Genomic DNA, 20,187 nt, shown 5'->3' with positions numbered 1-20,187 from the left:
GCGACACGCCGAGGAAGGCGTGCGTAAGTGGCATCTCGCGGGGAGGAAGGCCGGGCGGGGCGGGATTCAGCGGGCGATGTCGGCGAGGAGGGCGGCTGTCGCGGCGACGAGGTCGGCCGGGGCGAGCTCGATGTCGAAGCCGCGGCGACCGCCCGAGACGAGCACCGTGTCGTACAGCTCGGCCGTCTCGTCGATCACGGTGCGATGCCGGGTCTTCTGCCCGAGCGGAGAGATGCCGCCGAGCACGTAGCCGGTGCGGCGCTGCGCGAGGGCGGGATCGGCCATCGCTGCCCGCTTCCCTCCGACCGCGGCCGCGAGTTCCTTGAGCCCCAGTGAGCCGGTGACGGGCACGACGCCGACCACGAGTTCGCCGTCCACGTCGACCAGCAGTGTCTTGAAGACCCGCTCCGGCTCGACGCCGAGCGCCTGCGCTGCTTCGAGACCGTAGAGCGTCGTCGCGGGGTCGTGCCGATACTCCCGCGGAGCAAAGCGGATGCCCGCGGCGCTTAGCGCGACGGTCGCCGGGGTGCCCGGTCCGCTGCGAGCCATCAGGTGTCCTGCTCCGCCGCAGTCCCGTGAGCGGCGAAGAGCTGCATCGAGGTACCCGCGACCCGGATCACCTGCCCCGGCTGGAACGACTCGCCGTGCTCGAGCGGCTCCGGCTCCTCGCTGTTCCACAGCCGCGTGTAGCCGGTGATGCCGTCGCCCTCGGCGAGCACTACGGTGGTGTCCTGCTCGACGCCGTGCACCACCAGCAGCACGCGGTCAGGATCACCCTCGACGGGCGTGGAGACCGCGAGGTACTGCAGCGTGCGGTGGGCCGCCGAGGTCCAGTCGTGCTCGGACATCCCGTGCCCGTGCGCATCGAACCACGTCATGCTCGTCGCGCCGGGGACGGCCTCGTCGCCGCTGGCGTAGCGGGAGGGCCGCAGCGCCGGGTGCTCGCGGCGCAACCGCAGCAGTGTCCGCGTGTGCGCGCGCAGTGCGAGCTGCCAGTCGGCCAGACCCTCCCAGCGCACCCAGGTGAGGTCCGAGTCCTGGCAGTAGGCGTTGTTGTTGCCGCGCTGGCTGCGCCCGGTCTCGTCGCCCGCGGTGATCATCGGGACTCCGGCGGACAGCAGCAGGGTGCCGAGGAGGTTCCGCATCGCCTTGCGCCGGGCGAGCGTGATCCGCTCGTCGGTGGTGGGACCCTCGAAGCCGTGATTGAAGGAGCGGTTGGTGTCGGCTCCGTCGCGGTTCGACTCGCCGTTGCCGATGTTGTGCTTGACGTTGTACGAGACGAGATCGGCGAGGGTGAAGCCGTCGTGCGCCGTGACGAAGTTGACCGAGGCGAGGGGTCCCCGCTGCGCTGAGAACGTGTTGGAGGAGCCCGAGAGCCGGGTCGCGAACCCACCGACGCCGACGGGCGCTGTGCCCGCGCGCCGGGCGTAGTCGATGTCCGACAGCCAGAAATTGCGGGCGCGATCGCGGTAGCGGTCGTTCCACTCCGACCAGCCCGCCGGAAAATTGCCGGTCTGCCAGCCGCCCATGCCCACGTCCCAGGGCTCGGCGATCATCTTGACTCCGGCCAGCGCCGGGTCCTCGACGGCGGCGCGCAGCAGCGGGTGGTCGCTCCGGAAGTGCGCGATCTCGTCACGCCCGAGCGCCGCGGCGAGGTCGAGTCGGAAGCCGTCGATGCCGACCTCGCCCGACCAGTAGCGCATCGAGTCGAGCGCCAGGCGCTGCGCCGCGGGCCGGCTGAAGTCGATCGTGTTGCCGCAGCCGGTCACGTCGACGTAGTGCCCCTCGGGCGTCTGGCGATACCAGCCGGCGTCGTCGATGCCGCGCAGGCTCGACATCGGCCCGCCCGGCCCCTCTTCGGCGGTGTGGTTGTAGACCACATCCAGGATCACCTCGAGGCCGGCCTCGTGCAGGAGCTTCACCATCCCCTTGAACTCGCGGAGCACCGCGCTCGGGCCGCCGCGCTGAGCGGTGGGGGAGGCGTACGCGGCGTGTGGCGCGAAAAAGTTCAGCGTGTTGTAGCCCCAGTAGTTGGTCAGGCCCTGGCGCAGCAGGCGCTGCTCCGAGACGAACGCGTGCACGGGGAGCAGCTCGATCGCGCTGACGCCCAGCTCGAGCAGCGCCGCGACCGTCGACTCGTGCGCCAGACCCGCGTAGGTGCCGCGCAGCTCCACCGGGAGCGCCGGATTCAGGCGGGTGAGGCCCTTCACGTGCGCCTCGTAGATCACGGTGCGCTCCATCGGGGTGCGGGGGCGGGAGGAGGTGCCCCAGTCGAACGCGTCGTCGACGACGACCGAGCGCCACGCGTTCTCGGCCACCCGGTGCAGACCACGGGAGTAGGGCTCGAGCAGGACCCGGCGCGGATCGAAGCGGTGGCGCGGCCCGGTCGGACCGTCCACCCGCAGCGCGTAGCGGCGGCCGGGAGTCAGGAGGTCGGAGCGGGCGGACCAGACGGCTGCGTCGTCGCGGGTGAGCGGAACGGTTCGGGTGACCCAGGTCGGGTCCTTCTCGTCGTACAGCAGTAGGTCGACGGCGCTCGCGCTCTCGGACCAGACCCGCAGCTCACCGCCCTGATCATCCACACTCACGCCGAGCCTGGACAGCGGATCGGGGGAGGTCATGCGACTTACAGTAGTGACGGGCACCGGCTCCCTCTGTGCCCGTGACGCGGAACGAAGGGCTGCTGTGATCTACCTCGACCACGCTGCGACGACTCCGTTGCGCGCCTCGGCGCTCGTCGCCTTCGCCGAGGCGTCTGCTCACCCGGGCAACCCCTCCTCCGTGCACGGCTCGGGTCAGCAGGCGCGCCGCCGACTGGAGGACGCCCGCTCGGCGCTCGCCGGAGTGCTCGGCTGCGAGCCGATCGAGGTGATCCTCACCGCGGGTGGAACTGAAGCGGTCAACCTCGGGATCAAGGGCCTGTTCTGGCAGCGCCGGGCCGAGAACACGGCCCGCGTGCGCATCCTCGTCGCGGACGGCGAGCACCACGCGACTCTCGACAGCGCCGCCTGGCTCGCCGAGCACGAAGGCGCCAGGATCGACTGGCTGCCGCTCGATGACGAGGGGACGCTGCGTCCCGAGACGCTCGCCGCGGCGCTGGAGGAGGACCCCGGATCGGTCGCGCTGGTCACGGTGCTCTGGGTCAACAACGAGATCGGCACGATCAATCCGATCCAGGAGTTGGCGGCCGTCTGCGCCCGCGCTGGTGTGCCCCTCCACTCCGACGCTGTCGCCGCCCTCGGACATCTGCCGTTGCGGATCGCGGAAGTCCGCCGCGCCTCCGGGTCGCATCGCGGCGTGGGCCTGGTCGCGGTCAGTGTCTCGGGGCACAAGGTCGGTGGTCCGATCGCGACGGGCGCGCTCGTGCTCGCCCGCGACGCCCGGGTGGTGCCGGTGCTGCACGGAGGCGGTCAGCAGCGCGGCGTCCGCTCCGGCACCCAGGACGTGCCCGGCGCCGCGGCCTTCGCCGCCGCCGCGGTCGAGGCCGCCGCCGAACTCCCGGCTGAGGAGCAGCGGCTCGCCGCCCTGCGCGACCGGCTCGTCGCCGGGATCCGCGCCGCCGTACCGGGTGCGACGCTGACCGGGCCCGCCCTCGACTCCGGACGCCGCGTCGCGAACAACGCGCACCTCGCCTTCCCGGGAGCTCAGGGCGACTCCCTTCTCTTCCTCCTGGACACCGCCGGTGTCTCCGTCTCGACCGGCTCGGCTTGCACGGCGGGGATCCCGGAGGCCTCGCACGTGGTCCTCGCGCTCGGCCGGAGCGAAGACGAGGCACGCGGCGTACTCCGGATGACGCTGGGGCACACCTCGACTGACGCGGACGTAGATGCGCTGCTCGCTGCGCTGCCGGACGCCTACGCCCGCGCCGCGCGTGCTGGCCTCTCGAACCGCGCAGTGCTGCCCGCCTGAGATCGTGACGGTCGCCCCGCGGGAAACGTAGACTCGCACGGTGAAGGTTCTCGCGGCGATGAGTGGTGGAGTGGACTCGGCGGTGGCCGCGGCCCGCGCGGTGGAGGCGGGACACGACGTGGTCGGCGTGCACCTCGCCCTGAGCAGGATGCCCGGCACGTTGCGCACCGGGAGCCGGGGCTGCTGCACCATCGAGGACTCGATGGACGCGCAGCGTGCCGCGAACGTCCTCGGCATTCCCTACTATGTGTGGGACTTCTCCGAGCGCTTCACGCTCGACGTGGTCGATGACTTCGTCGCCGAGTACTCGGCCGGACGCACCCCGAACCCCTGCATGCGCTGCAACGAGCGGATCAAGTTCGCCGCACTCCTCGAGAAGGCGCTCGACCTCGGCTTCGACGCCGTCTGCACCGGCCACTACGCCTCCCTCCGCACTGCCGCAGACGGCTCGCTCGAATTGCACCGCGCGAGCGACGAGGCGAAGGACCAGTCCTACGTCCTCGGCGTGCTGACCGAGCAGCAGCTGCGGCACTCGATGTTCCCGCTCGGCTCGACCCCGTCGAAGGCGATCGTCCGCGCGGAGGCGGCGGAGCGCGGGCTCAGCGTCGCGAGCAAGCCCGACAGCTACGACATCTGCTTCATCCCCGACGGCGACACCCGCGGCTGGCTCGCGGAGCGGGTCGCACCGGAGACCGGGGTGATCGTGGACCGCGACGGAGCGGTCGTCGGCTCGCACGAGGGTGCGCACGGCTACACGGTCGGACAGCGGCGTGGGCTGCACCTGGGTGTTCCGGCCCCTGACGGCCGGCCCCGCTTCGTGTTGGAGGTGCGTCCCGTCTCCAACGAGGTCGTCGTGGGTCCGCGGGAGGCGCTGCGCATCGGGCAGATCGCCGGCGCGCGTTTCAGCTGGGCTGGAGCGGCACCGGAGGATGCGACGACGCCGTTCAGCTGCGACGTGCAGATCCGGGCGCACGCCGATCCGGTTCCGGCCTCCGCGGTGGTGTCGGAGGTCGATGGCAGGGTGGAACTCGTGATCACTCCGGACTCCCCACTCGACGGCGTCGCCCCCGGCCAGACGGCCGTCGTGTACCTCGGCACCCGCGTGCTGGGCCAGTGCACGATCGACCGCACGGTGGCCGCCGACGCCGCGGTACCTCGGTGAGCGCGCTCGAGCCGGCCGCTCGCGTCGAGGAGCTGCGGGCGCTCCTCCGTTCGGCGAGCGACGACTACTACGCGGCCGACTCGTCGTCGCTGTCGGACGCCGAGTACGACGCGCTGGTGCGCGAACTTGCCGCGCTCGAGGAGGAGCACCCCGAGCTGGCCACCGCGGATTCGCCCACGCAGACCGTCGGCGGCATCGTCGGCCCGGGCCTCGCTCCGGTCGACCACGCCGAGCGGATGCTCTCGCTCGACAACGTGTTCTCGGCCGAGGAGCTGCGCGAGTGGTGCGAGAAGACGGTCGCCTCAGCGGATCGACCCATCGCCTGGCTCACCGAGCTCAAGATCGACGGGCTCGCCATCTCGCTGCACTACGAGCAGGGGCGCCTCGTCACGGCGGCCACCCGAGGTGACGGCCGCATCGGTGAGGACGTCACCGTGAATGCGCTCCGCGTAGCGGGAATCCCGGAGCAGCTCGCGGGCGAGGGCCACCCGGCGCTGGTGGAGGTCCGCGGCGAGGTCTTCATCCCGGTTGCCGCTTTTGCCGAGCTCAATGCGCTGCAGGTGACGCTGCGCGAGGAGGCGGTCGGGGAGGCGCGGGCGCGCTGGGCCGTCCGCCCCGCCGCCACCCGAGGCGACTTCGACGAGGGGAAGGCGCGCACCAGCGCTCTCCGCCGCTTCCCGACCTTCGCCAACCCGCGGAACGCTGCGAGCGGCGGCCTCCGCCAGCAGCTTGATAAGAAGGCTGGTCTCGACCTGCGCGCCGGGCAGGCCCGCGTCGACTCGCTCGCGCTCTACGTACACGGTATCGGCGCCTGGCCCGACCCGCCGGTCGCGACCCAGTCCGAGGTCTACGGGCTGCTCTCTTCCTGGGGACTGCCGGTCAGCGGTCACAACCGCGTCTCGGCCTCGGTGGAGGAGGTGCTCGCCTTCGTCGAGCGCTACGGCCGCGAGCGCCACTCGGTCGAGCACGAGCTCGACGGAGTCGTCGTCAAGGTGGACGAGCTCGAGCTGCACGGCGAGCTCGGCGCCACCAGCCGGGCCCCGCGCTGGGCGATCGCCTACAAGTACCCGCCCGAGGAGGTGCACACGACGCTCCTCGACATCGTCGTGAGCGTGGGGCGCACCGGCCGCGCCACTCCGTTCGCGCAGATGACCAAGGTCAGGGTTGCCGGGTCGGAGGTACGCCAGGCGACGCTGCACAACGCCGACGTGGTGAAGGCGAAGGGCGTGCTGATCGGGGACACCGTCGTGCTGCGCAAGGCGGGCGACGTCATCCCCGAGGTGCTCGGGCCGGTGGTCGAGCTGCGCGACGGCAGCGAGCGCGAGTTCGTGATGCCGACCCAGTGCCCCGAGTGCGGCACCACCCTCGCTCCGGCGAAGGAGGGCGACGTCGATCTGCGCTGCCCCAATGCGGAGTCCTGCCCCGCCCAGGTCCGCGGCCGCGTCGAGCACATCGGTAGCCGCGGCGCGCTCGACATCGAGGCACTCGGCGAAGTCAGCGCGGCGGCCCTCACCCAACCGCTGGTGCCCGCGGAGCCGCCGCTGCGGACCGAGGCGGGCCTCTTCGAGCTCACCGTGGCCGATCTCTTCCCGATCGAGGTCGTCGTGCGCGACTCCGAGACGGGGCTGCAGAAGCTCGACGCGAACGGCGATCCGAAGGTGGTCGCTCCGTTCAAGCGGAGGCGACAGCCGGCGAAAGACGGCGCGTTCGATCCGACGGCCGACGCCTTCGCGGGCGACGAGGTCGCGGTGCCCTCGACCAACGCGCTCCGGCTGATCGAGAACATCGAGCGGGCGAAGACGAAGGAGTTGTGGCGCCTGCTGGTCTCGCTCAGCATCCGCCATGTCGGCCCGGTCGCGGCGCGCGCGCTGGCCGGCTACTTCGGGTCGCTCGACGCGATCCGCGGGGCGAGCCGGGACGAGCTGGCCGCCGTGGACGGCGTGGGCGGCATCATCGCCGACGCCCTGATCGCTTGGTTCGAGGTCAGCTGGCACGTCGAGATCGTCGAGCGGTGGGCCGCGGCCGGCGTACGTTTCGCCACGCCGGGGCACCCCGGTCCCGGGGCCGCGGACGCCGCGGGCGGAGTGCTCGCCGGGCTCACGGTCGTCGCGACGGGCAGCCTCGAGGGGTACTCGCGCGAGGGCGCCCAGGAGGCGATCCTCGCCGCCGGCGGCAAGGCCGGCTCGAGCGTCTCGAAGAAGACCGACTACGTCGCCGCCGGCCCCGGCGCGGGCAGCAAGCTCGGCAAGGCCGAGGCGCTGGGGCTGCGGATCATCACCGCGGCCGAGTTCCACCTCCTCGTGACGGAGGGACCGGCGGCCATCGCGCTGCCGGAGGCGGGGGCCGCGGCCGAGGGCGCTCCTGACGCGGATGCCGCCGCCGTTGAGACCGCGCCTGTCCCGGCCGCTGCCACCGACCCCGCGAGCACAGAGGAACCGACCGCGCCCGATATCTGAGACCGGCGGCGGTGAGCGGCGCGGGTTCTTCTGCCGAGCGCGAGACGGCGGCGGTGCTCGCACGGTTCCATCACCTCACATCAAGCCCTGCCCGTGCTGTCGGAGAGCACGGTGACGACCAACGGCGTGCCTCATGCGGGTCTGCCTGCGTCTCGTAGAGAGAAGTGGCGCACCGGTTCGGTGCCGTTGCCGATCTTCGGAGAGGGAATCTCCGACGTTGCGAGCCGCGCAGTGCTTCTTGTGATGAACTCCCGGTCTAAGGAGCCGACGCTCCGCACTGTCCGAATTGTCTCGGAAGGGCAGTACCGGGGAACGGTCCAGTGCGACTACTCGCTCGCGATGACGCGGACGATCGATGTGCTCGGCCACGCGACGTTCGATACGAAGGAGGACGACAACTTCTACGCAACGGTGGAGCAGGAAGAAAACGGCAATGTTCGCGAGGCGGCCCTCGCCAGTCCGGCGCACGCGAACCGCGACAAGCCGCTGAGCCCGCCCGCCGTCGGACTGACGGGACTGCTGCTCGCCCGCTACGGCGAGCCCGGCGGGGAGCAACCGACCACCGACGAGGGCGCCTACGACGCCCTGCTGACGCACGGCGCGAGCCTCTTCGGCGGCCCGTGACCGCGAGGGGGTGCGGCGGAGTCGCCGCGGGCGGGCCGAGTAGACTGGCCGCCGGAAATCCCCCCGAATCACCAGACGGAGACGCATGTCCGAGATCACGGCCGATACGGTCGCCCATCTGGCCCAGCTGGCCAGGATCGACCTCACTTCCGATGAGATCGGCAGCCTGACCAGGGAGCTCGGCCAGATCGTCGACTCCGTGCGCGCGGTCCAGGCGGTCGCCACGCCGGACGTGCCGGCGACCAGCCACCCGATCCCGCTCCAGAACGTCTTCCGCCCCGACGTGGTCGGCGAGACCCTCACGCTCGAGCAGGCCCTTTCCGGCGCGCCCGAGCACGACGGCAGCCGCTTCCAGGTCTCCGCGATCCTGGGGGAGGAGCAGTGAGTGCGCACGGCGACGCGCTCGTCCGCCTGAGCGCCTCTGCCCTGTCCGAGAGACTGGCCGACGGCTCGGTCTCCTCGGTCGAGGCCACTCGCGCCCACCTCGAGCGCATCGACGCGGTCGACGGAGCAGTCCACGCTTTCCTGCACGTCGCGCGCGAGGGTGCCGTTGCGTCCGCCGAGGCCGTCGACCGCCGCCGCGCCGATGGCGAGGCGCTGCACCCGCTCGCCGGCGTGCCCCTCGCGGTCAAGGACGTCATCGTGACGAACGACATGCCGACCACCAGCGGCTCTCGGATCCTCGAGGGTTGGCGCCCGCCGTACGACGCGACGGTGATGCGGAAGGTCCGCGAGGCAGGACTCGTGCCGATCGGCAAGACCAACATGGACGAGTTCGCGATGGGCTCGACGACCGAGCGTTCCGCCTATGGCCCCACCCACAACCCGTGGGACCTCGACCGCATCCCCGGCGGCTCCGGTGGCGGATCCGCTGCGGCCGTCGCGAGCTACGAGGTCCCACTGGCCCTCGGCTCCGACACCGGCGGCTCGATCCGTCAGCCCGCCCACGTCACCGGCACGGTCGGCGTGAAGCCGACCTACGGCGGCGTCTCGCGGTACGGAGCGATCGCGCTCGCCTCGAGCCTCGACCAGATCGGCCCGGTCTCTCGGACCGTCCTCGACTCCGCCCTGCTGCACGACGTGATCGCCGGGCACGACCCGCGCGACTCCACCTCGCTCCGCGACTCCTGGCCCTCCTTCGCCGACGCCGTCCGCCGCGCTGACGTGACAGGCCTGCGGATCGGCGTGGTGAAGGAACTCGACGGCGGCGAGGGCTTCCAGCCCGGCGTGCTGGCCCGATTCCATGAGGCTCTCGAGATTCTCCAGGGCGCGGGAGCCGAGGTTGTCGAGGTCAGCCTCCCGAGCATCGAGCACGCGGTCGCCGCGTACTACCTGATCCTTCCGGCCGAGGCCTCCAGCAACCTCGCCAAGTTCGACTCGGTGCGCTTCGGCCTGCGCGTCACTCCCGAGGGCGGCGGCACCGTCGAGCAGGTGATGGCCGCGACCCGGGAGCAGGGCTTCGGCCCCGAGGTCAAGCGCCGGATCATCCTGGGCACCTACGCCCTCTCGGCCGGCTACTACGACGCTTATTACGGCAGCGCGCAGAAGGTGCGGACGCTGGTGCAGCGCGACTTCGACGCCGCGTTCGCGAGCGTCGACGTCATCGCTTCGCCGACCGCGCCGACCACCGCCTACCGCCTCGGCGAGAAGCTCGACGACCCGCTGGCGATGTACCGCGGTGACATCGCGACCATTCCGGCGAACCTGGCCGGCATCCCCGGCATCTCCGTGCCCGCCGGTCTGGCCGACGAGGACGGCCTGCCCGTGGGCGTGCAGTTCCTTGCTCCCGCTCGCGAGGACGTGCGCCTCTACACGGTCGGCGCCGCGCTGGAGGCGCTGCTGGAGGAGAAGTGGGGCCACCCGCTACTCGCTCAGGCACCCGACCTGACCCACTCCGTGCTCTCCGCGACCGAGGAAGGTGCCGTCTGATGGCCTCCGCGCACACGTCCGCCCCCGAGCTGATGGACTACGACGAGGTCTTCGAGACCTTCGAGCCGGTGCTCGGCTTCGAGGTGCACGTCGAACTCAACACGACGACCAAGATGTTCTCGGACGCGCCCAACGAGTTCGGCTCCGAGCCCAACACGAATGTCACTCCCGTCGACCTCGGCCTCCCCGGCTCGCTGCCCGTGGTCAACGAGCAGGCCGTCCGGTACTCGATCAGCCTCGGCCTCGCTCTGGGCTGCTCGATCGCGCCGTCCAGCCGGTTCGCGCGGAAGAACTACTTCTACCCCGATCTCGCGAAGAACTACCAGATCTCGCAGTTCGACGAGCCGATCGCGTTCGAGGGCTCCGTCGAGATCGAGCTGAGCGACGGCTCGCTCGTGCAGATCCCGATCGAGCGCGCGCACATGGAGGAGGACGCCGGCAAGCTCACGCACGTCGGCGGCGCGACCGGCCGCATCCAGGGCGCCGAGTACTCGCTCGTCGACTACAACCGTGCGGGCGTCCCGCTGGTCGAGATCGTCACCAAGCCGATCTACGGAGCCGGGAAGAGCGCGCCGGAGTACGCGAAGGCTTACGTCGCAACCATCCGTGACATCGTGCTCGCGCTGGGCATTTCCGACGCCAAGATGGAGCGCGGCAACCTCCGCTGCGACGCGAACGTCTCGCTCCGCCCGATCGGCCAGGAGAAGCTCGGCACCCGCACCGAGACCAAAAACGTGAACTCCCTGCGCTCGGTTGAGCGTGCCGTGCGTTACGAGATCCAGCGCCAGGCGGCGATCCTTGCCTCCGGCGGCACGATCACTCAGGAGACGCGCCACTGGCACGAGGACACCGGACGCACCTCCGCGGGTCGGCCTAAGAGCGACGCCGACGACTACCGCTACTTCCCGGAACCCGATCTGCTTCCCGTCGTGCCGAGCCACGAGCTGATCGAGGAGCTGCGCGCCGCGCTCCCCGAGAAGCCCGCGGAGCGCCGTCGCCGCCTGAAGACCGAGTGGGGCTTCACCGATCTCGAGTTCCAGGACGTCGCCAACAGCGGCCTGCTGGTGGAGATCACCGAGACCATCGCCGCCGGCGCGACTGCGCAGGCTGCCCGCAAGTGGTGGACCGGCGAGATCGCGCGGCTCGCGAACGCGGCGGGCGAGGACCCGGCCGCCCTCGTCACCCCCGCCCACGTCGCCGAGCTCGCCGGGCTGATCGAGAGCGGTACGCTGACCGACCGCCTCGCCCGGGAAGTCCTCCAGGGCGTCATCGCCGGGGAGGGCACACCGCAGGAGGTCGTCGACGCCCGCGGACTCGCGGTCGTGTCGGACGACGGCGCGCTCATCGAGGCGATCGACGCGGCGCTGGCCTCGCAGCCGGACGTGCTCGCGAAGATCCGCGACGGCAAGGTGCAGGCCGCTGGCGCCGTGATCGGCGCCGTCATGAAGGCGATGAAGGGCCAGGCCGACGCGGCCCGTGTCCGCGAACTCGTCCTGGCGCGCGCGGCCGGCTGAACCGGTGGGTGCGGAGGTGCGGTCATGAGCGGTGGATCCGGCGACGCACCCGTCCCCACACGGCTCGAGCTACCGGCGGGCGCGCTCCTGCGCCCGCTGGTCTCGAGCGACGCGGACCTCCTGCACGAGGCGATCGGCGAGCAGCGCTCCTGGCTCGCCGCGCTGCTGCCCGCCGATGACCCGGCCGCGCTCCCGTCTGCCTCCCTCGGTGACGATGTGCGCGGGCTCCTGCGGGTCGAGGAGGAGGCGCGCGCCGGCCGGGCATACGCGTTCCTGCTCGTCGGCCCGGACCGCACGGACGCGGTGGGCGCTGTGAGCGTGCGACCCGGTGGCGGCGACTCCGCCGAGGCCTCCTGGTGGGTCGTTCCCGCCGTCCGCGGGTCGCGGCTCGAGGAGGAGCTCGACGCCTACACGCGCCGCTGGTTGCAGCAGCACTGGCCGTTCGAGACCGTGACCACTCCCGACAATCGTCCAGACGATCCCGCCGCTCTGGCCGGCGCGAATATCGTCGCTCTCGTCCCGGCCGTCCCGGAACTGACGGCCCCGCCACAACCGGATGGGGACTCGGCCACTCGACTCTGGGCGCAGTACCGCGCCGCGCATCCGGCCGTCGAGGAGGAGCTCCCGCCTGTCGAGTCCTTCGGCGACAGCACCGCGATGGCCGACGAGTTGCTGGGCCTCGTGCGGCGCGGTGTGAAGACGGCCACCGCCTCACTCGCCGCAGACGGCGCACCCGCCGCGGGCGAGCACTGGATCGTCTGCGATGGCGGCGGGATCGCGCGGGTGGTCCTCGTGACCGAGGGGGTGCGGATCGGTCCGCTGGACTCGGTCGACGACGCCTTCGCCTGGGCCGAGGGCGAGGGCGAGCGCACCCGCGAGTACTGGCTCGACGGGCACCGCCGCTTCTTCTCCCGCGTCTCGTCCGGCGGCATCGGCGATGTCGTCTTCGAGCGCTTCCGCGTGGTGTGGCCAGAGGCCGACGCTGAGCGAGCAGCTGCCTTCGCCCGCTCGATCGGAGCGTCCCGCCCCGAGGAGCTCGACGGAACTCCCGCGCACGACTAGGGGGTTTCCCGGATACCCCGCTCAGCCGCCCTACGACACAGTGGAGTCATGGCTACTCTCGTGCGCCCCCGTCGGGGCAAGATCATCGCCGGCGTCTGTGCCGGTCTCGCCCGCCGTTTCGGCTGGAGCCCCTTCCTGGTGCGGCTCCTGTTCGTGCTCTCGTGCCTGCTCCCCGGGCCGCAGATCATCGCGTACCTCGTGATGTGGGTGGTCATTCCGAAGCAGAAGTGACCCGGGCCCTCTCGCTCCGAGCCACCGCTGAGAGAACGCTCAGCCTGTGAAGCGGTGGGAGGCCTACCGTGGCGCTGTGCGCCCGTCGGGCGCCGAGGAGGAGATCATGGGATTCCTGGACCGACTGCTGGGCCGCGACGAGCAGCCCGAGAGCGCACGTCGCTCAACCTACGCCCCGCCCCAGGCTGCGGACCGCAGGCCCGAGTACGGTTCCCCGCCGGCGACCTCCCCGCGCAGCGACGACGAGCGGGCGATCGAGCGCTACCGCTACCTCCTCCGCACGGCGCCGCCCGAGGCGATCGAGCAGGTGCACCGCGAGGCCTTCGAGCAGCTGACCCCCCAGCAGCGTCAGCAGGTGTTCCGCGAACTCAGCGAGGGTGCGCCCGTGGGTGACGCGCCGAAGGACGACGATCCCCGCACGCTCGCCCAGTCCGCGACGCGGAGCGAGCTGCGCCAGCCCGGGTTCATGGAGCGCCGCTTCGCCGGTGGTGGCGGCATGGGCTTCGGCGGCGTCCTCGCCTCCTCGATGCTCGGCACGATCGCCGGCTTCGCGATCGGCTCGGCCGTCGCGGGTGCCTTCCTCCCGGACGCGGGCGGCGACTACGCGGGCGGCGAGGACGCGGGTGACGCGTCGGCCGATGGCGGAGCGGACGCGGGCAGTTCCGGAGCGGACGCGGGCGATGGTGGCTGGGGCGACTCCGGCGGCGACGTCGGTGGCGCGGATTTCGGTGGCGCGGATTTCGGTGGCGGGGATTTCGGTGGCGGGGACTTCGGCGGCGACTTCGGTTTCTAGCTCGGATACCGAGGGCCCCGACCACAAGGAGTGGTCGGGGCCCTCGGTTCATTCCGGGCTCAGTCGCCGTCGGTCAGCATCGCCTTCACCTGGCGGCGGAGGACCTTGCCGATCATGTTCCGCGGCAGCTCGTCGACCACTGTGATCCGCTTGGGCACCTTGTAGGCGGTCAGCGCCTCGCGCACGGCCTTCCGCGCCGCGCCGACGTCGAGCTGCGCACCCGGCTCCAGCACGACGGCGGCCGCCACGGATTCGCCGCTGCGGGGATCGGGTAGACCGACCACGGCCACCTCCTTGATCTCGGGCAGACGCAACAGCACCTCTTCCACCTCGGACGGCGAGACGTTGAAGCCGCCGGTGATCACGAGTTCTTTGAGCCGGTCGACGATGCGCACGAAGCCGTCCTCGTCGATCGTTGCGATGTCTCCGGTGCGGAACCAGCCGTCGCTCGTGAAGGTCGCTGCCGTCTCCTCGGGCTTGCGGTAATAGCCGCGGAACACCTGCGGACCACGGACGATCAGCTCGCCCTGCTCACCGACCGCCATCTCCCTGGCCGGGTCGTCCGGGTCGACAATTCGGACGTCCGTGCCCGGCAGCGGAAGACCGACCGTTCCGGCGCGCCGCGTGGGCCCGACGGGATTCGCCATCAGCACCGGCGAGGTCTCCGAGAGGCCGTAGCCCTCGACGAGCGTCCCGCCCGTGAGCGCCTCGAACGACTCGACGAGAGCCGGATCCAGCGGCATCGCGCCGGAGATCGCGATCTCGATGCCGTGGAGCGAGACTCCGCTCTGCTGAGCGCTGCGCGCCAGGCGCTCCGCGATCGGCGGCACAGCCGGGAGGAACGTGGCGGGGTGCTTCTTCACCACCTTCAGCACCAGCTCCGGGTCGAACTTGGGGAACAGCACCAGTCGCGCGCCCATGCTCATCGCAAAGGTGAGGCAGAGCGTGAGGCCGTAAGCGTGGAACATCGGCAGCACCGCATAGACGACGCAATCGCCACGTCGAACCGTGGGCACCCAGGCGCGCGACTGGGCGGCGTTCGCGGTGAGGTTCGCGTGGGTCAACTCGGCGGCCTTGGGCGTGCCGGTCGTGCCGCTCGTGTACTGGATGACCGCCAGGTCCTCCGCCGTCGGCCGTGGGTGCTCGGAGTCGATCCGGCGGCGCAGCAGCGACTCCCACTCGACCGCCCCCCGAGCCGGACCCGTGAGGGCGAATCGCGACTCTCGTGCCTTCTTCAGGGGGAGGCGCAGGGCCGCCCGCAGTGGCGCGGGCATGGCCCGCGTGAGGTCGACGGCGATGACGGACTCGATGCCGAGATCGGCGGGAAGATCGTGCACCGTCGGGACGACGCGGGTCCAGGCGATCACGACGCGAGCGCCGTGGTCCTCGAACTGGTGCCGGAGCTCGCGCGGCGTGTACAGCGGATTGTGCTCGACGACGACGGCGCCGAGCCGGAGGATCGCGTAGAAGGCGACAACGTGCTGAGGGCAGTTGGGCAGAATGAGGGCCACCGGGTCGCCCGCGCGCACGCCCAGGCGGCGCAGGCCCTCGGCGGCCCGTTCGACCTCGTCGGCGAGCTGGGAGTAGCTGGTCGAGCGGCCGAAGAACTCGAGCGCGACGTGCTGCGGATAGCGCTCGGCCGACTCGGTGACAATATCCACGAGCGAGCCGGTCGGGAGCTCGAGCTCCGTCGGCACGCCGGGAGCGTAGCTGCGGGTCCAGGGGCGGGGCGGGTGGGTGCTCACCCGCCCCACTCTAGAAGGCGGTGCCGGTGCTCAGACTCCCTGCGCCACAGCATCCTCGATCGGCGTCGGACCCGAGACGATCTCCCAGGTCTTGGCGATCGAGGTCGGCTGGGCCAGCGCAGCGATCACGGTGGCCGCAACGTCCGCCCGAGGGATGCTGCCCTTCTCGACGGAGGTGCCGAGCGTGATCGAGCCGGTGCCCTCGTCGTCGGTGAGTCCGCCCGGGCGGAGGATCGTGTAGTCGAGTCCGGAGTCGCGCAGCGCCGCGTCGGCGTCGCGCTTGGCCTCGACGTAGGCCTTCCAGCCCTCCTCGGTGTCCTCGGGCAGCGGCTCGTCCACGCCGATGGCGCTGACCTGCACGAAGTGCGCAACCCCGATGATCGCGGCGGCCTTCTGGCTGAGCACGGACGCCCCCAGGTCGACGGTGCGCTTGCGCTCGGGGCCGGAGTCGGGCCCCGCGCCGGCGGTGAAGACCATGCCGTCAACCTGGCCGAGCGCCTCGGCGAAAGCCTCGACTGTGGTGTCCTCGAGGTCGTGCACGAGCGGCTCGCCGCCGAGGCGGATGATGTCCTCCGCATGATCGGGGTTGCGGATCACTCCGACCGACTCATGTCCGGCGTCGTAGAGCAGGTGCAGGATCTGCTGCCCCACCTTGCCGTGGGCTCCGATGACAGCAATACGGGTCATGGATGTTCCTCTCCTCGTCGGGGCGGGCCGCCCCGGGTTCGTGGTCGCCCTCATCCTGCTGCGGCCTCCTCCGAGCGCCCCAGGCCTTGACGGCGTGCTCAGGCTGCCAGGCGGTCGTCGCGACCGGTGATCGCGAGCAGGCGGCTCTGCAGCGATGCGGCCGCGCCGACGGGCACGGGTGCGGCGTAGAGCCCGCTGGCTCGCAGAGTCGCCTCCTGGGGTGCGAACAGCTCCCAGACGGCCGCCACGAGTTCGTCGTCGAGTCGTTCGTCACTGCTGGTCGCACGGGCGAGGTCCCAGGCGTGCACGGTCACGTCGGCCGTCTGCTCCTGCAGGAGCTCGACGGCACTGACGGTGTCGCGTCCCAGCTGCACGGTGGCCTCCGGATCGACGGACTGGGCGACGGCGCGCAGGCTGTCGGTCACGCGGCGCCACTCGCTCCGCAGGTCGGGCGCGACGGGCTCGAGACGGAGGGCCGACTCGTCGCCGCCGGACAGGAGCGTGTGCGCGCGCTGCTGCTCGCGGACGACGTGCAACACCAGCGCGCGCGTATCCCACTCGCTGTCGGGCGTGGGGGAGGACCAGTCCTGGACTGCGCTGAGCCGGAGCTCGAAGGCGCGGTGGGCGCGGTCCTGCAGATCGAGCCAGCGGGCCAACTCCGCGCTGGTGCTCGTCGTAGTGGCGGTGGGGGAGTCGGGCTGCTCGTGCGTCATGGTCTCTCCGGAGCGTCGTGGTGCTCGGGTCAACCACGAGCGGTCTGCGCTCATTCCCCGACCGCGCAGTCCTTCCCCGACCGCGCAGTCCTTCCCCGACCGCGCAGTCCGCTCCGGGCGTGCCAGCAATGTCGGTGGTGCGTGCGACCATGAGGCGGAGTGCAGGTGAGCAGGACGGCACGGTGTGAGCAAGCAGGACGGCACGGTGTGAGCAAGCAGGACGGCACGGCTCGGCAGGTCACGACCGAGCCCTTCGACGACCCGCGCGCGAGCATCCTGCACATCGACATGGACGCGTTCTTCGCCTCCGTCGAGCTGCTCGATCGGCCGGATCTGCGGGGAAGACCGGTCATCGTCGGCCACCACGGCGCGCGCTCGGTCGTCACCGCCGCCACCTACGAGGCCCGCCGCTACGGCGTCAACTCCGCGATGCCGATGGCGGTCGCCCTCCGCCGCTGCCCGCATGCCGTGGTCCTCGAGCCGCACATGGAGCGCTACCGCGAGGCCTCCCGCCGCGTAATGGCGATTTTCGACTCGTTCACACCGTTGGTCGAGCGTCTGAGCATCGACGAGGCATTCCTCGACGTCGCGGGTGCCCGCCGCCTCTCCGGCTCACCGTTCGCGATCGGCACCGAGATCCGCCGCCGGGTCCACGACGAGTTGGGTTTGACCTGCTCCGTCGGGATCGCCAGTACCAAGTTCGTCGCCAAGCTCGCCTCCGGCCGCTCCAAACCCGACGGCCTGCTCGTCGTCCCCGCCGACGCGGTCCGCGAGTTCCTCGATCCGCTGCCCGTGAGCGCCCTGTGGGGGGTCGGCGCCAGCACCGAAGAGGCACTCGTGCGCCGGGGCCTGCGCACCGTGGCCGACGTCGCTTCCACTCCGCTGACCTCGTTGGTCTCGGCGCTCGGCGAGGCCACCGGGCGCCGCCTGCACGCCCTGGCGAACGGCGTGGACCCGCGGCCGGTCGACACCCGTCAGATCGAGAAGAGCGCCGGCCACGAGATCACCTTCGCCGACGATGTGGCCGACCCCGAGCTCGTGCGGCGAGAACTGCTGCGGCTCTGCGACAAGGTCGCGGTGCGGATGCGCCGCTCCGGCGTGCGCTGCCGCACGGTCGCGGTCAAGGTCCGCTTCGGCGACTTCAGCACCCTCACCCGGTCGCGCACGCTCGTCGAGGCGACCGACGTCGCCCGGGTCCTCTACGAGGCGTCCTCCGCACTGCTGGAGGCGGCGAATCCGCTCCGCCGCCCCGTGCGGCTGATCGGCGTGCGCGGCGAGCAGCTTGTTGAGGGCGACGACGTCGCGTTCTCGCTGTGGAGCGACTCCGACGACTGGCGCGACGCTGAGCTCGCGGTCGACGGTGTGGCGGCCCGCTTCGGCTCCGCGGCCGTCCGCCCCGCCTCGCTGCTCTCCCCCAGGGCCCCCGAGTCGGCGAAGGGGATCGACCTGAGCGACACGCTCGCTACGCGGAACCGATCGTCAGACTGATGGGCCGGTGGTCGGAGCCGTTCGGCGGCAGGACCGCCAGGGTCGCGGCCGGAACGCCGTCGGCCAGGGCATGGTCGAGCGAGACCAGCGGCAGAACCGACGGCCAGGTCGCCGGGAAGCCGACTCCGCCGGTGCGCACCAGTCCCGCCTCGGCGAGCACGGGCGCGAGCAGATGATCGTCGGTCGGCGTGTTGAAGTCGCCGATGACCAGGGTCCGCGCCGACGCATCATCACGGAGCACTGTGGCGAGGTTCGAGAGCATCGTGTCCCGCTCCGCGTGCTCACCCGGCCGGAACGATGCCAGGTGCACGACGAACAGGCGCGTGCCGCCCACCGGGGTGTCCACATCGACCGCCAGCGCACGCTTCCAGCCGAGACCGAGATCGAGTGGCTCCTCAGCCGTCAGCTCGGTGCGGCTCCAGACGCCGACGGTGCTCGAGACGAAGGAGTAGGGGTACTCGTTGGCCAGCTCGTCATCGACGGCGCGCACGGCTGCCCCGTCGAGCTCCTGCAGGGTGATCACGTCAGGATCGCGCGCGGCGAGAGACGCGGCGAGTTCACCCGCGTCCTGGCTCGTCTTGATGTTCTGGCTGATGACGGTGAACACCCCGGAGCGAACCGGCGGCGCGGGCAGCGCGACAGGCAGGACCAGCACGCCGTAGACCATCGCCAGCACGGTGACGGCGGCCGCCGTCCGCCGCGAGCGGAGAGTCGCCCCGGCAGCGATGAGCAGCAGGACGAGCAGTCCCGTCCAGGGGATCCCGACTTCCAGCACCGACAGCCAGCCGAGCGGATCCGGCAGCACCCGGTGCAGGGCGAGGAACGCCGCCAGGACCAGGCTCGCGATCGCGACCGCAACCGAGCGCACAGGGCGGCGGCGGGAGCGAGCGGGCATCAGACGATCATGTCAGCCGGTCCCGGAGGATGCATGGGCGAGTCCTGTACGCTCCGGCGGGCCGCTTGTCGCCGCGGAGAGGCGCGGAGTACCGTCGCACCATGCCCAACATCGCAGTCTCCCTGGCCGACACCGTCACTACCGCGGGTACCTCGACGATCTACGGCGAGCCCGTCACCGTCGACGGTGTCTCGCTCGTCCCCGTCGCTCTGCGCTGGTTCGGCTTCGGCGGAGGCAGCGGATCCGAGGGCGGCCAGGAGGGCGGCGGCGGAGGCGGCGGCGCCACGGTCATCCCGATCGGCGCGTACATCAAGGACGACCTGGGCCTGCGGTTCCAACCCAACGTGATCTCGGTTCTGGCTGTCGGCATCCCCTTCGTCTGGGTCACCGGCAAGGCCCTGGCCCGCATCATCCGCGCCCTGAAGAAATAGTCGGAGCGGTCGTCCGTCACCTGGCACGTTGCTGGCGCGCGGGGTACCACTTCTTCTTCGTCCGGCCGAAGCCGACGATCAGCCGTTCGACGTCGTCCGGCCGCTTCGGGTCGTAGATCACCGCCGCCGGCTCACCCGCCATCCAGGCGTCGCCCCGCTTCTGCGGGTACTTCAGGGCACGCTTTTCCTCGCCCTCGGCGGTGCGGTAGACGACCAGGAGACGCCCCAGATCCCGGGCGGAATCGCGGTCGCCTCGCGCTGGATCCGGCCCGACCACGCTGGCCGTCACTCGGGTGCCGTAGCTGAGGAGCTCGCGGCGGATCCGCGCACGGCGCTGCCAGAGCAGAGCCTGCAGCAACACGAGCAGCACCACGGCGAGAACGACGACCACCGACCAGGACATGACGTCTATGATTACCGACGAACACGGGAGTCCGGTGCACCGGACTGAGAGGAAGGCAGAAGCCTTCGACCGTCGAACCTGATCTGGGTCATGCCAGCGAAGGAACGTTTCGATCTCCTCTTCTCCAACCCGTGCCCTCCATTCG

At 71.3% G+C, this 20,187-nt stretch carries 19 protein-coding genes and 1 riboswitch; of the genes, 12 read left to right on the top strand and 7 right to left on the bottom strand.

Going from position 1 to position 20,187, the window contains the following annotated elements; all coding sequences use genetic code 11:
• Positions 1-66: 66 nt before the first annotated feature.
• Both ybaK and glgX read right to left on the bottom strand, forming a co-directional pair.
• Positions 67-549 (bottom strand): Cys-tRNA(Pro) deacylase, encoded by a 483-nt coding sequence (ybaK, locus tag A6122_RS07625; RefSeq protein WP_068253393.1) that lies wholly within the window; start codon positions 547-549, stop codon positions 67-69.
• Positions 549-2,621, bottom strand: coding sequence for a glycogen debranching protein GlgX (gene glgX, locus A6122_RS07620; RefSeq protein ID WP_068253391.1), 2,073 nt, complete (start codon positions 2,619-2,621; stop codon positions 549-551). The genes ybaK and glgX overlap by 1 nt, the downstream gene beginning before the upstream one ends.
• 64 nt (positions 2,622-2,685) lie before the next feature.
• On the opposite strand from glgX, the gene A6122_RS07615 reads away from it, so the two are divergent.
• The 10 genes from A6122_RS07615 (at position 2,686) to A6122_RS07570 (ending at position 13,680) form a co-directional block, all read left to right on the top strand.
• Positions 2,686-3,909 carry a cysteine desulfurase family protein gene (locus A6122_RS07615; RefSeq protein WP_068253390.1) on the top strand — a complete coding sequence of 408 codons (1,224 nt, stop codon included), beginning with the start codon at positions 2,686-2,688 and terminating at the stop codon, positions 3,907-3,909.
• Positions 3,910-3,949: 40 nt separating this feature from the next.
• Positions 3,950-5,071, top strand: coding sequence for a tRNA 2-thiouridine(34) synthase MnmA (mnmA, locus tag A6122_RS07610; RefSeq protein ID WP_181137197.1), 1,122 nt, complete (start codon positions 3,950-3,952; stop codon positions 5,069-5,071).
• Positions 5,068-7,527 (top strand): NAD-dependent DNA ligase LigA, encoded by a 2,460-nt coding sequence (ligA, locus tag A6122_RS07605; protein WP_084415881.1) that lies wholly within the window; start codon positions 5,068-5,070, stop codon positions 7,525-7,527. Before mnmA ends, ligA begins: the two co-directional genes overlap by 4 nt.
• 339 nt (positions 7,528-7,866) lie before the next feature.
• The gene (locus A6122_RS16465; protein WP_146077252.1) at positions 7,867-8,151 is read left to right on the top strand and encodes a hypothetical protein; all 285 of its coding nucleotides are present in this window, start codon (positions 7,867-7,869) and stop codon (positions 8,149-8,151) included.
• Positions 8,152-8,236: 85 nt separating this feature from the next.
• Positions 8,237-8,536 carry an Asp-tRNA(Asn)/Glu-tRNA(Gln) amidotransferase subunit GatC gene (gene gatC / locus A6122_RS07595; RefSeq protein ID WP_068253386.1) on the top strand — a complete coding sequence of 100 codons (300 nt, stop codon included), beginning with the start codon at positions 8,237-8,239 and terminating at the stop codon, positions 8,534-8,536.
• The gene (gatA, locus tag A6122_RS07590; protein WP_068253385.1) at positions 8,533-10,080 is read left to right on the top strand and encodes an Asp-tRNA(Asn)/Glu-tRNA(Gln) amidotransferase subunit GatA; all 1,548 of its coding nucleotides are present in this window, start codon (positions 8,533-8,535) and stop codon (positions 10,078-10,080) included. The genes gatC and gatA overlap by 4 nt, the downstream gene beginning before the upstream one ends.
• On the top strand, positions 10,080-11,594 hold the full coding sequence (gatB, locus tag A6122_RS07585; protein WP_068253384.1) for an Asp-tRNA(Asn)/Glu-tRNA(Gln) amidotransferase subunit GatB: 1,515 nt from the start codon (positions 10,080-10,082) through the stop codon (positions 11,592-11,594). Before gatA ends, gatB begins: the two co-directional genes overlap by 1 nt.
• Positions 11,595-11,618: 24 nt before the next feature.
• On the top strand, positions 11,619-12,656 hold the full coding sequence (locus A6122_RS07580) for an ASCH domain-containing protein (RefSeq protein WP_068253377.1): 1,038 nt from the start codon (positions 11,619-11,621) through the stop codon (positions 12,654-12,656).
• A gap of 48 nt (positions 12,657-12,704) precedes the next feature.
• Entirely contained in the window at positions 12,705-12,887 is a 183-nt protein-coding gene (locus tag A6122_RS07575) for a PspC domain-containing protein (protein WP_068253376.1), read from the top strand.
• A gap of 46 nt (positions 12,888-12,933) precedes the next feature.
• Positions 12,934-13,680, top strand: coding sequence for a hypothetical protein (locus A6122_RS07570; protein ID WP_308471017.1), 747 nt, complete (start codon positions 12,934-12,936; stop codon positions 13,678-13,680).
• Positions 13,681-13,739: 59 nt separating this feature from the next.
• Here the strand turns inward: A6122_RS07570 and A6122_RS07565 are convergent, their stop codons facing one another.
• From A6122_RS07565 to A6122_RS07555, 3 genes are all read right to left on the bottom strand, one after another.
• Positions 13,740-15,425: a long-chain-fatty-acid--CoA ligase gene (locus A6122_RS07565; protein WP_068253372.1), complete on the bottom strand. Its 1,686-nt coding sequence runs from the start codon at positions 15,423-15,425 to the stop codon at positions 13,740-13,742.
• A 30-nt stretch (positions 15,426-15,455) separates the two neighbouring features.
• The gene (locus A6122_RS07560) at positions 15,456-16,112 is read right to left on the bottom strand and encodes an SDR family oxidoreductase (protein WP_068253370.1); all 657 of its coding nucleotides are present in this window, start codon (positions 16,110-16,112) and stop codon (positions 15,456-15,458) included.
• Between the two features lie 98 nt (positions 16,113-16,210).
• Positions 16,211-16,825, bottom strand: a complete 615-nt coding sequence (locus tag A6122_RS07555) for a TIGR03086 family metal-binding protein (protein WP_084415880.1) — start codon at positions 16,823-16,825, stop codon at positions 16,211-16,213.
• Between the two features lie 207 nt (positions 16,826-17,032).
• On the opposite strand from A6122_RS07555, the gene dinB reads away from it, so the two are divergent.
• Positions 17,033-18,313, top strand: coding sequence for a DNA polymerase IV (dinB, locus tag A6122_RS07550; protein ID WP_068253369.1), 1,281 nt, complete (start codon positions 17,033-17,035; stop codon positions 18,311-18,313).
• On the opposite strand, the gene A6122_RS07545 is transcribed toward dinB, so the two are convergent.
• The gene (locus A6122_RS07545; RefSeq protein WP_068253368.1) at positions 18,288-19,208 is read right to left on the bottom strand and encodes an endonuclease/exonuclease/phosphatase family protein; all 921 of its coding nucleotides are present in this window, start codon (positions 19,206-19,208) and stop codon (positions 18,288-18,290) included. The genes dinB and A6122_RS07545 overlap by 26 nt on opposite strands.
• A 101-nt stretch (positions 19,209-19,309) precedes the next feature.
• Between A6122_RS07545 and A6122_RS07540 the strand changes: the two genes are divergently transcribed.
• On the top strand, positions 19,310-19,639 hold the full coding sequence (locus tag A6122_RS07540) for a hypothetical protein (protein ID WP_068253366.1): 330 nt from the start codon (positions 19,310-19,312) through the stop codon (positions 19,637-19,639).
• A 16-nt stretch (positions 19,640-19,655) separates the two neighbouring features.
• On the opposite strand, the gene A6122_RS07535 is transcribed toward A6122_RS07540, so the two are convergent.
• Entirely contained in the window at positions 19,656-20,042 is a 387-nt protein-coding gene (locus A6122_RS07535) for a DUF3592 domain-containing protein (RefSeq protein WP_068253358.1), read from the bottom strand.
• A gap of 14 nt (positions 20,043-20,056) precedes the next feature.
• A riboswitch (TPP riboswitch) is annotated at positions 20,057-20,164 on the top strand.
• The last annotated feature ends 23 nt before the right edge of the window (positions 20,165-20,187 follow it).

It is taken from the genome of Rathayibacter tritici, assembly GCF_001641005.1.
GTDB lineage: Bacteria > Actinomycetota > Actinomycetes > Actinomycetales > Microbacteriaceae > Rathayibacter > Rathayibacter tritici.
Note: the sequence above shows the minus strand (reverse complement) of the source record. Positions and strands in the feature narration are given on the sequence as shown.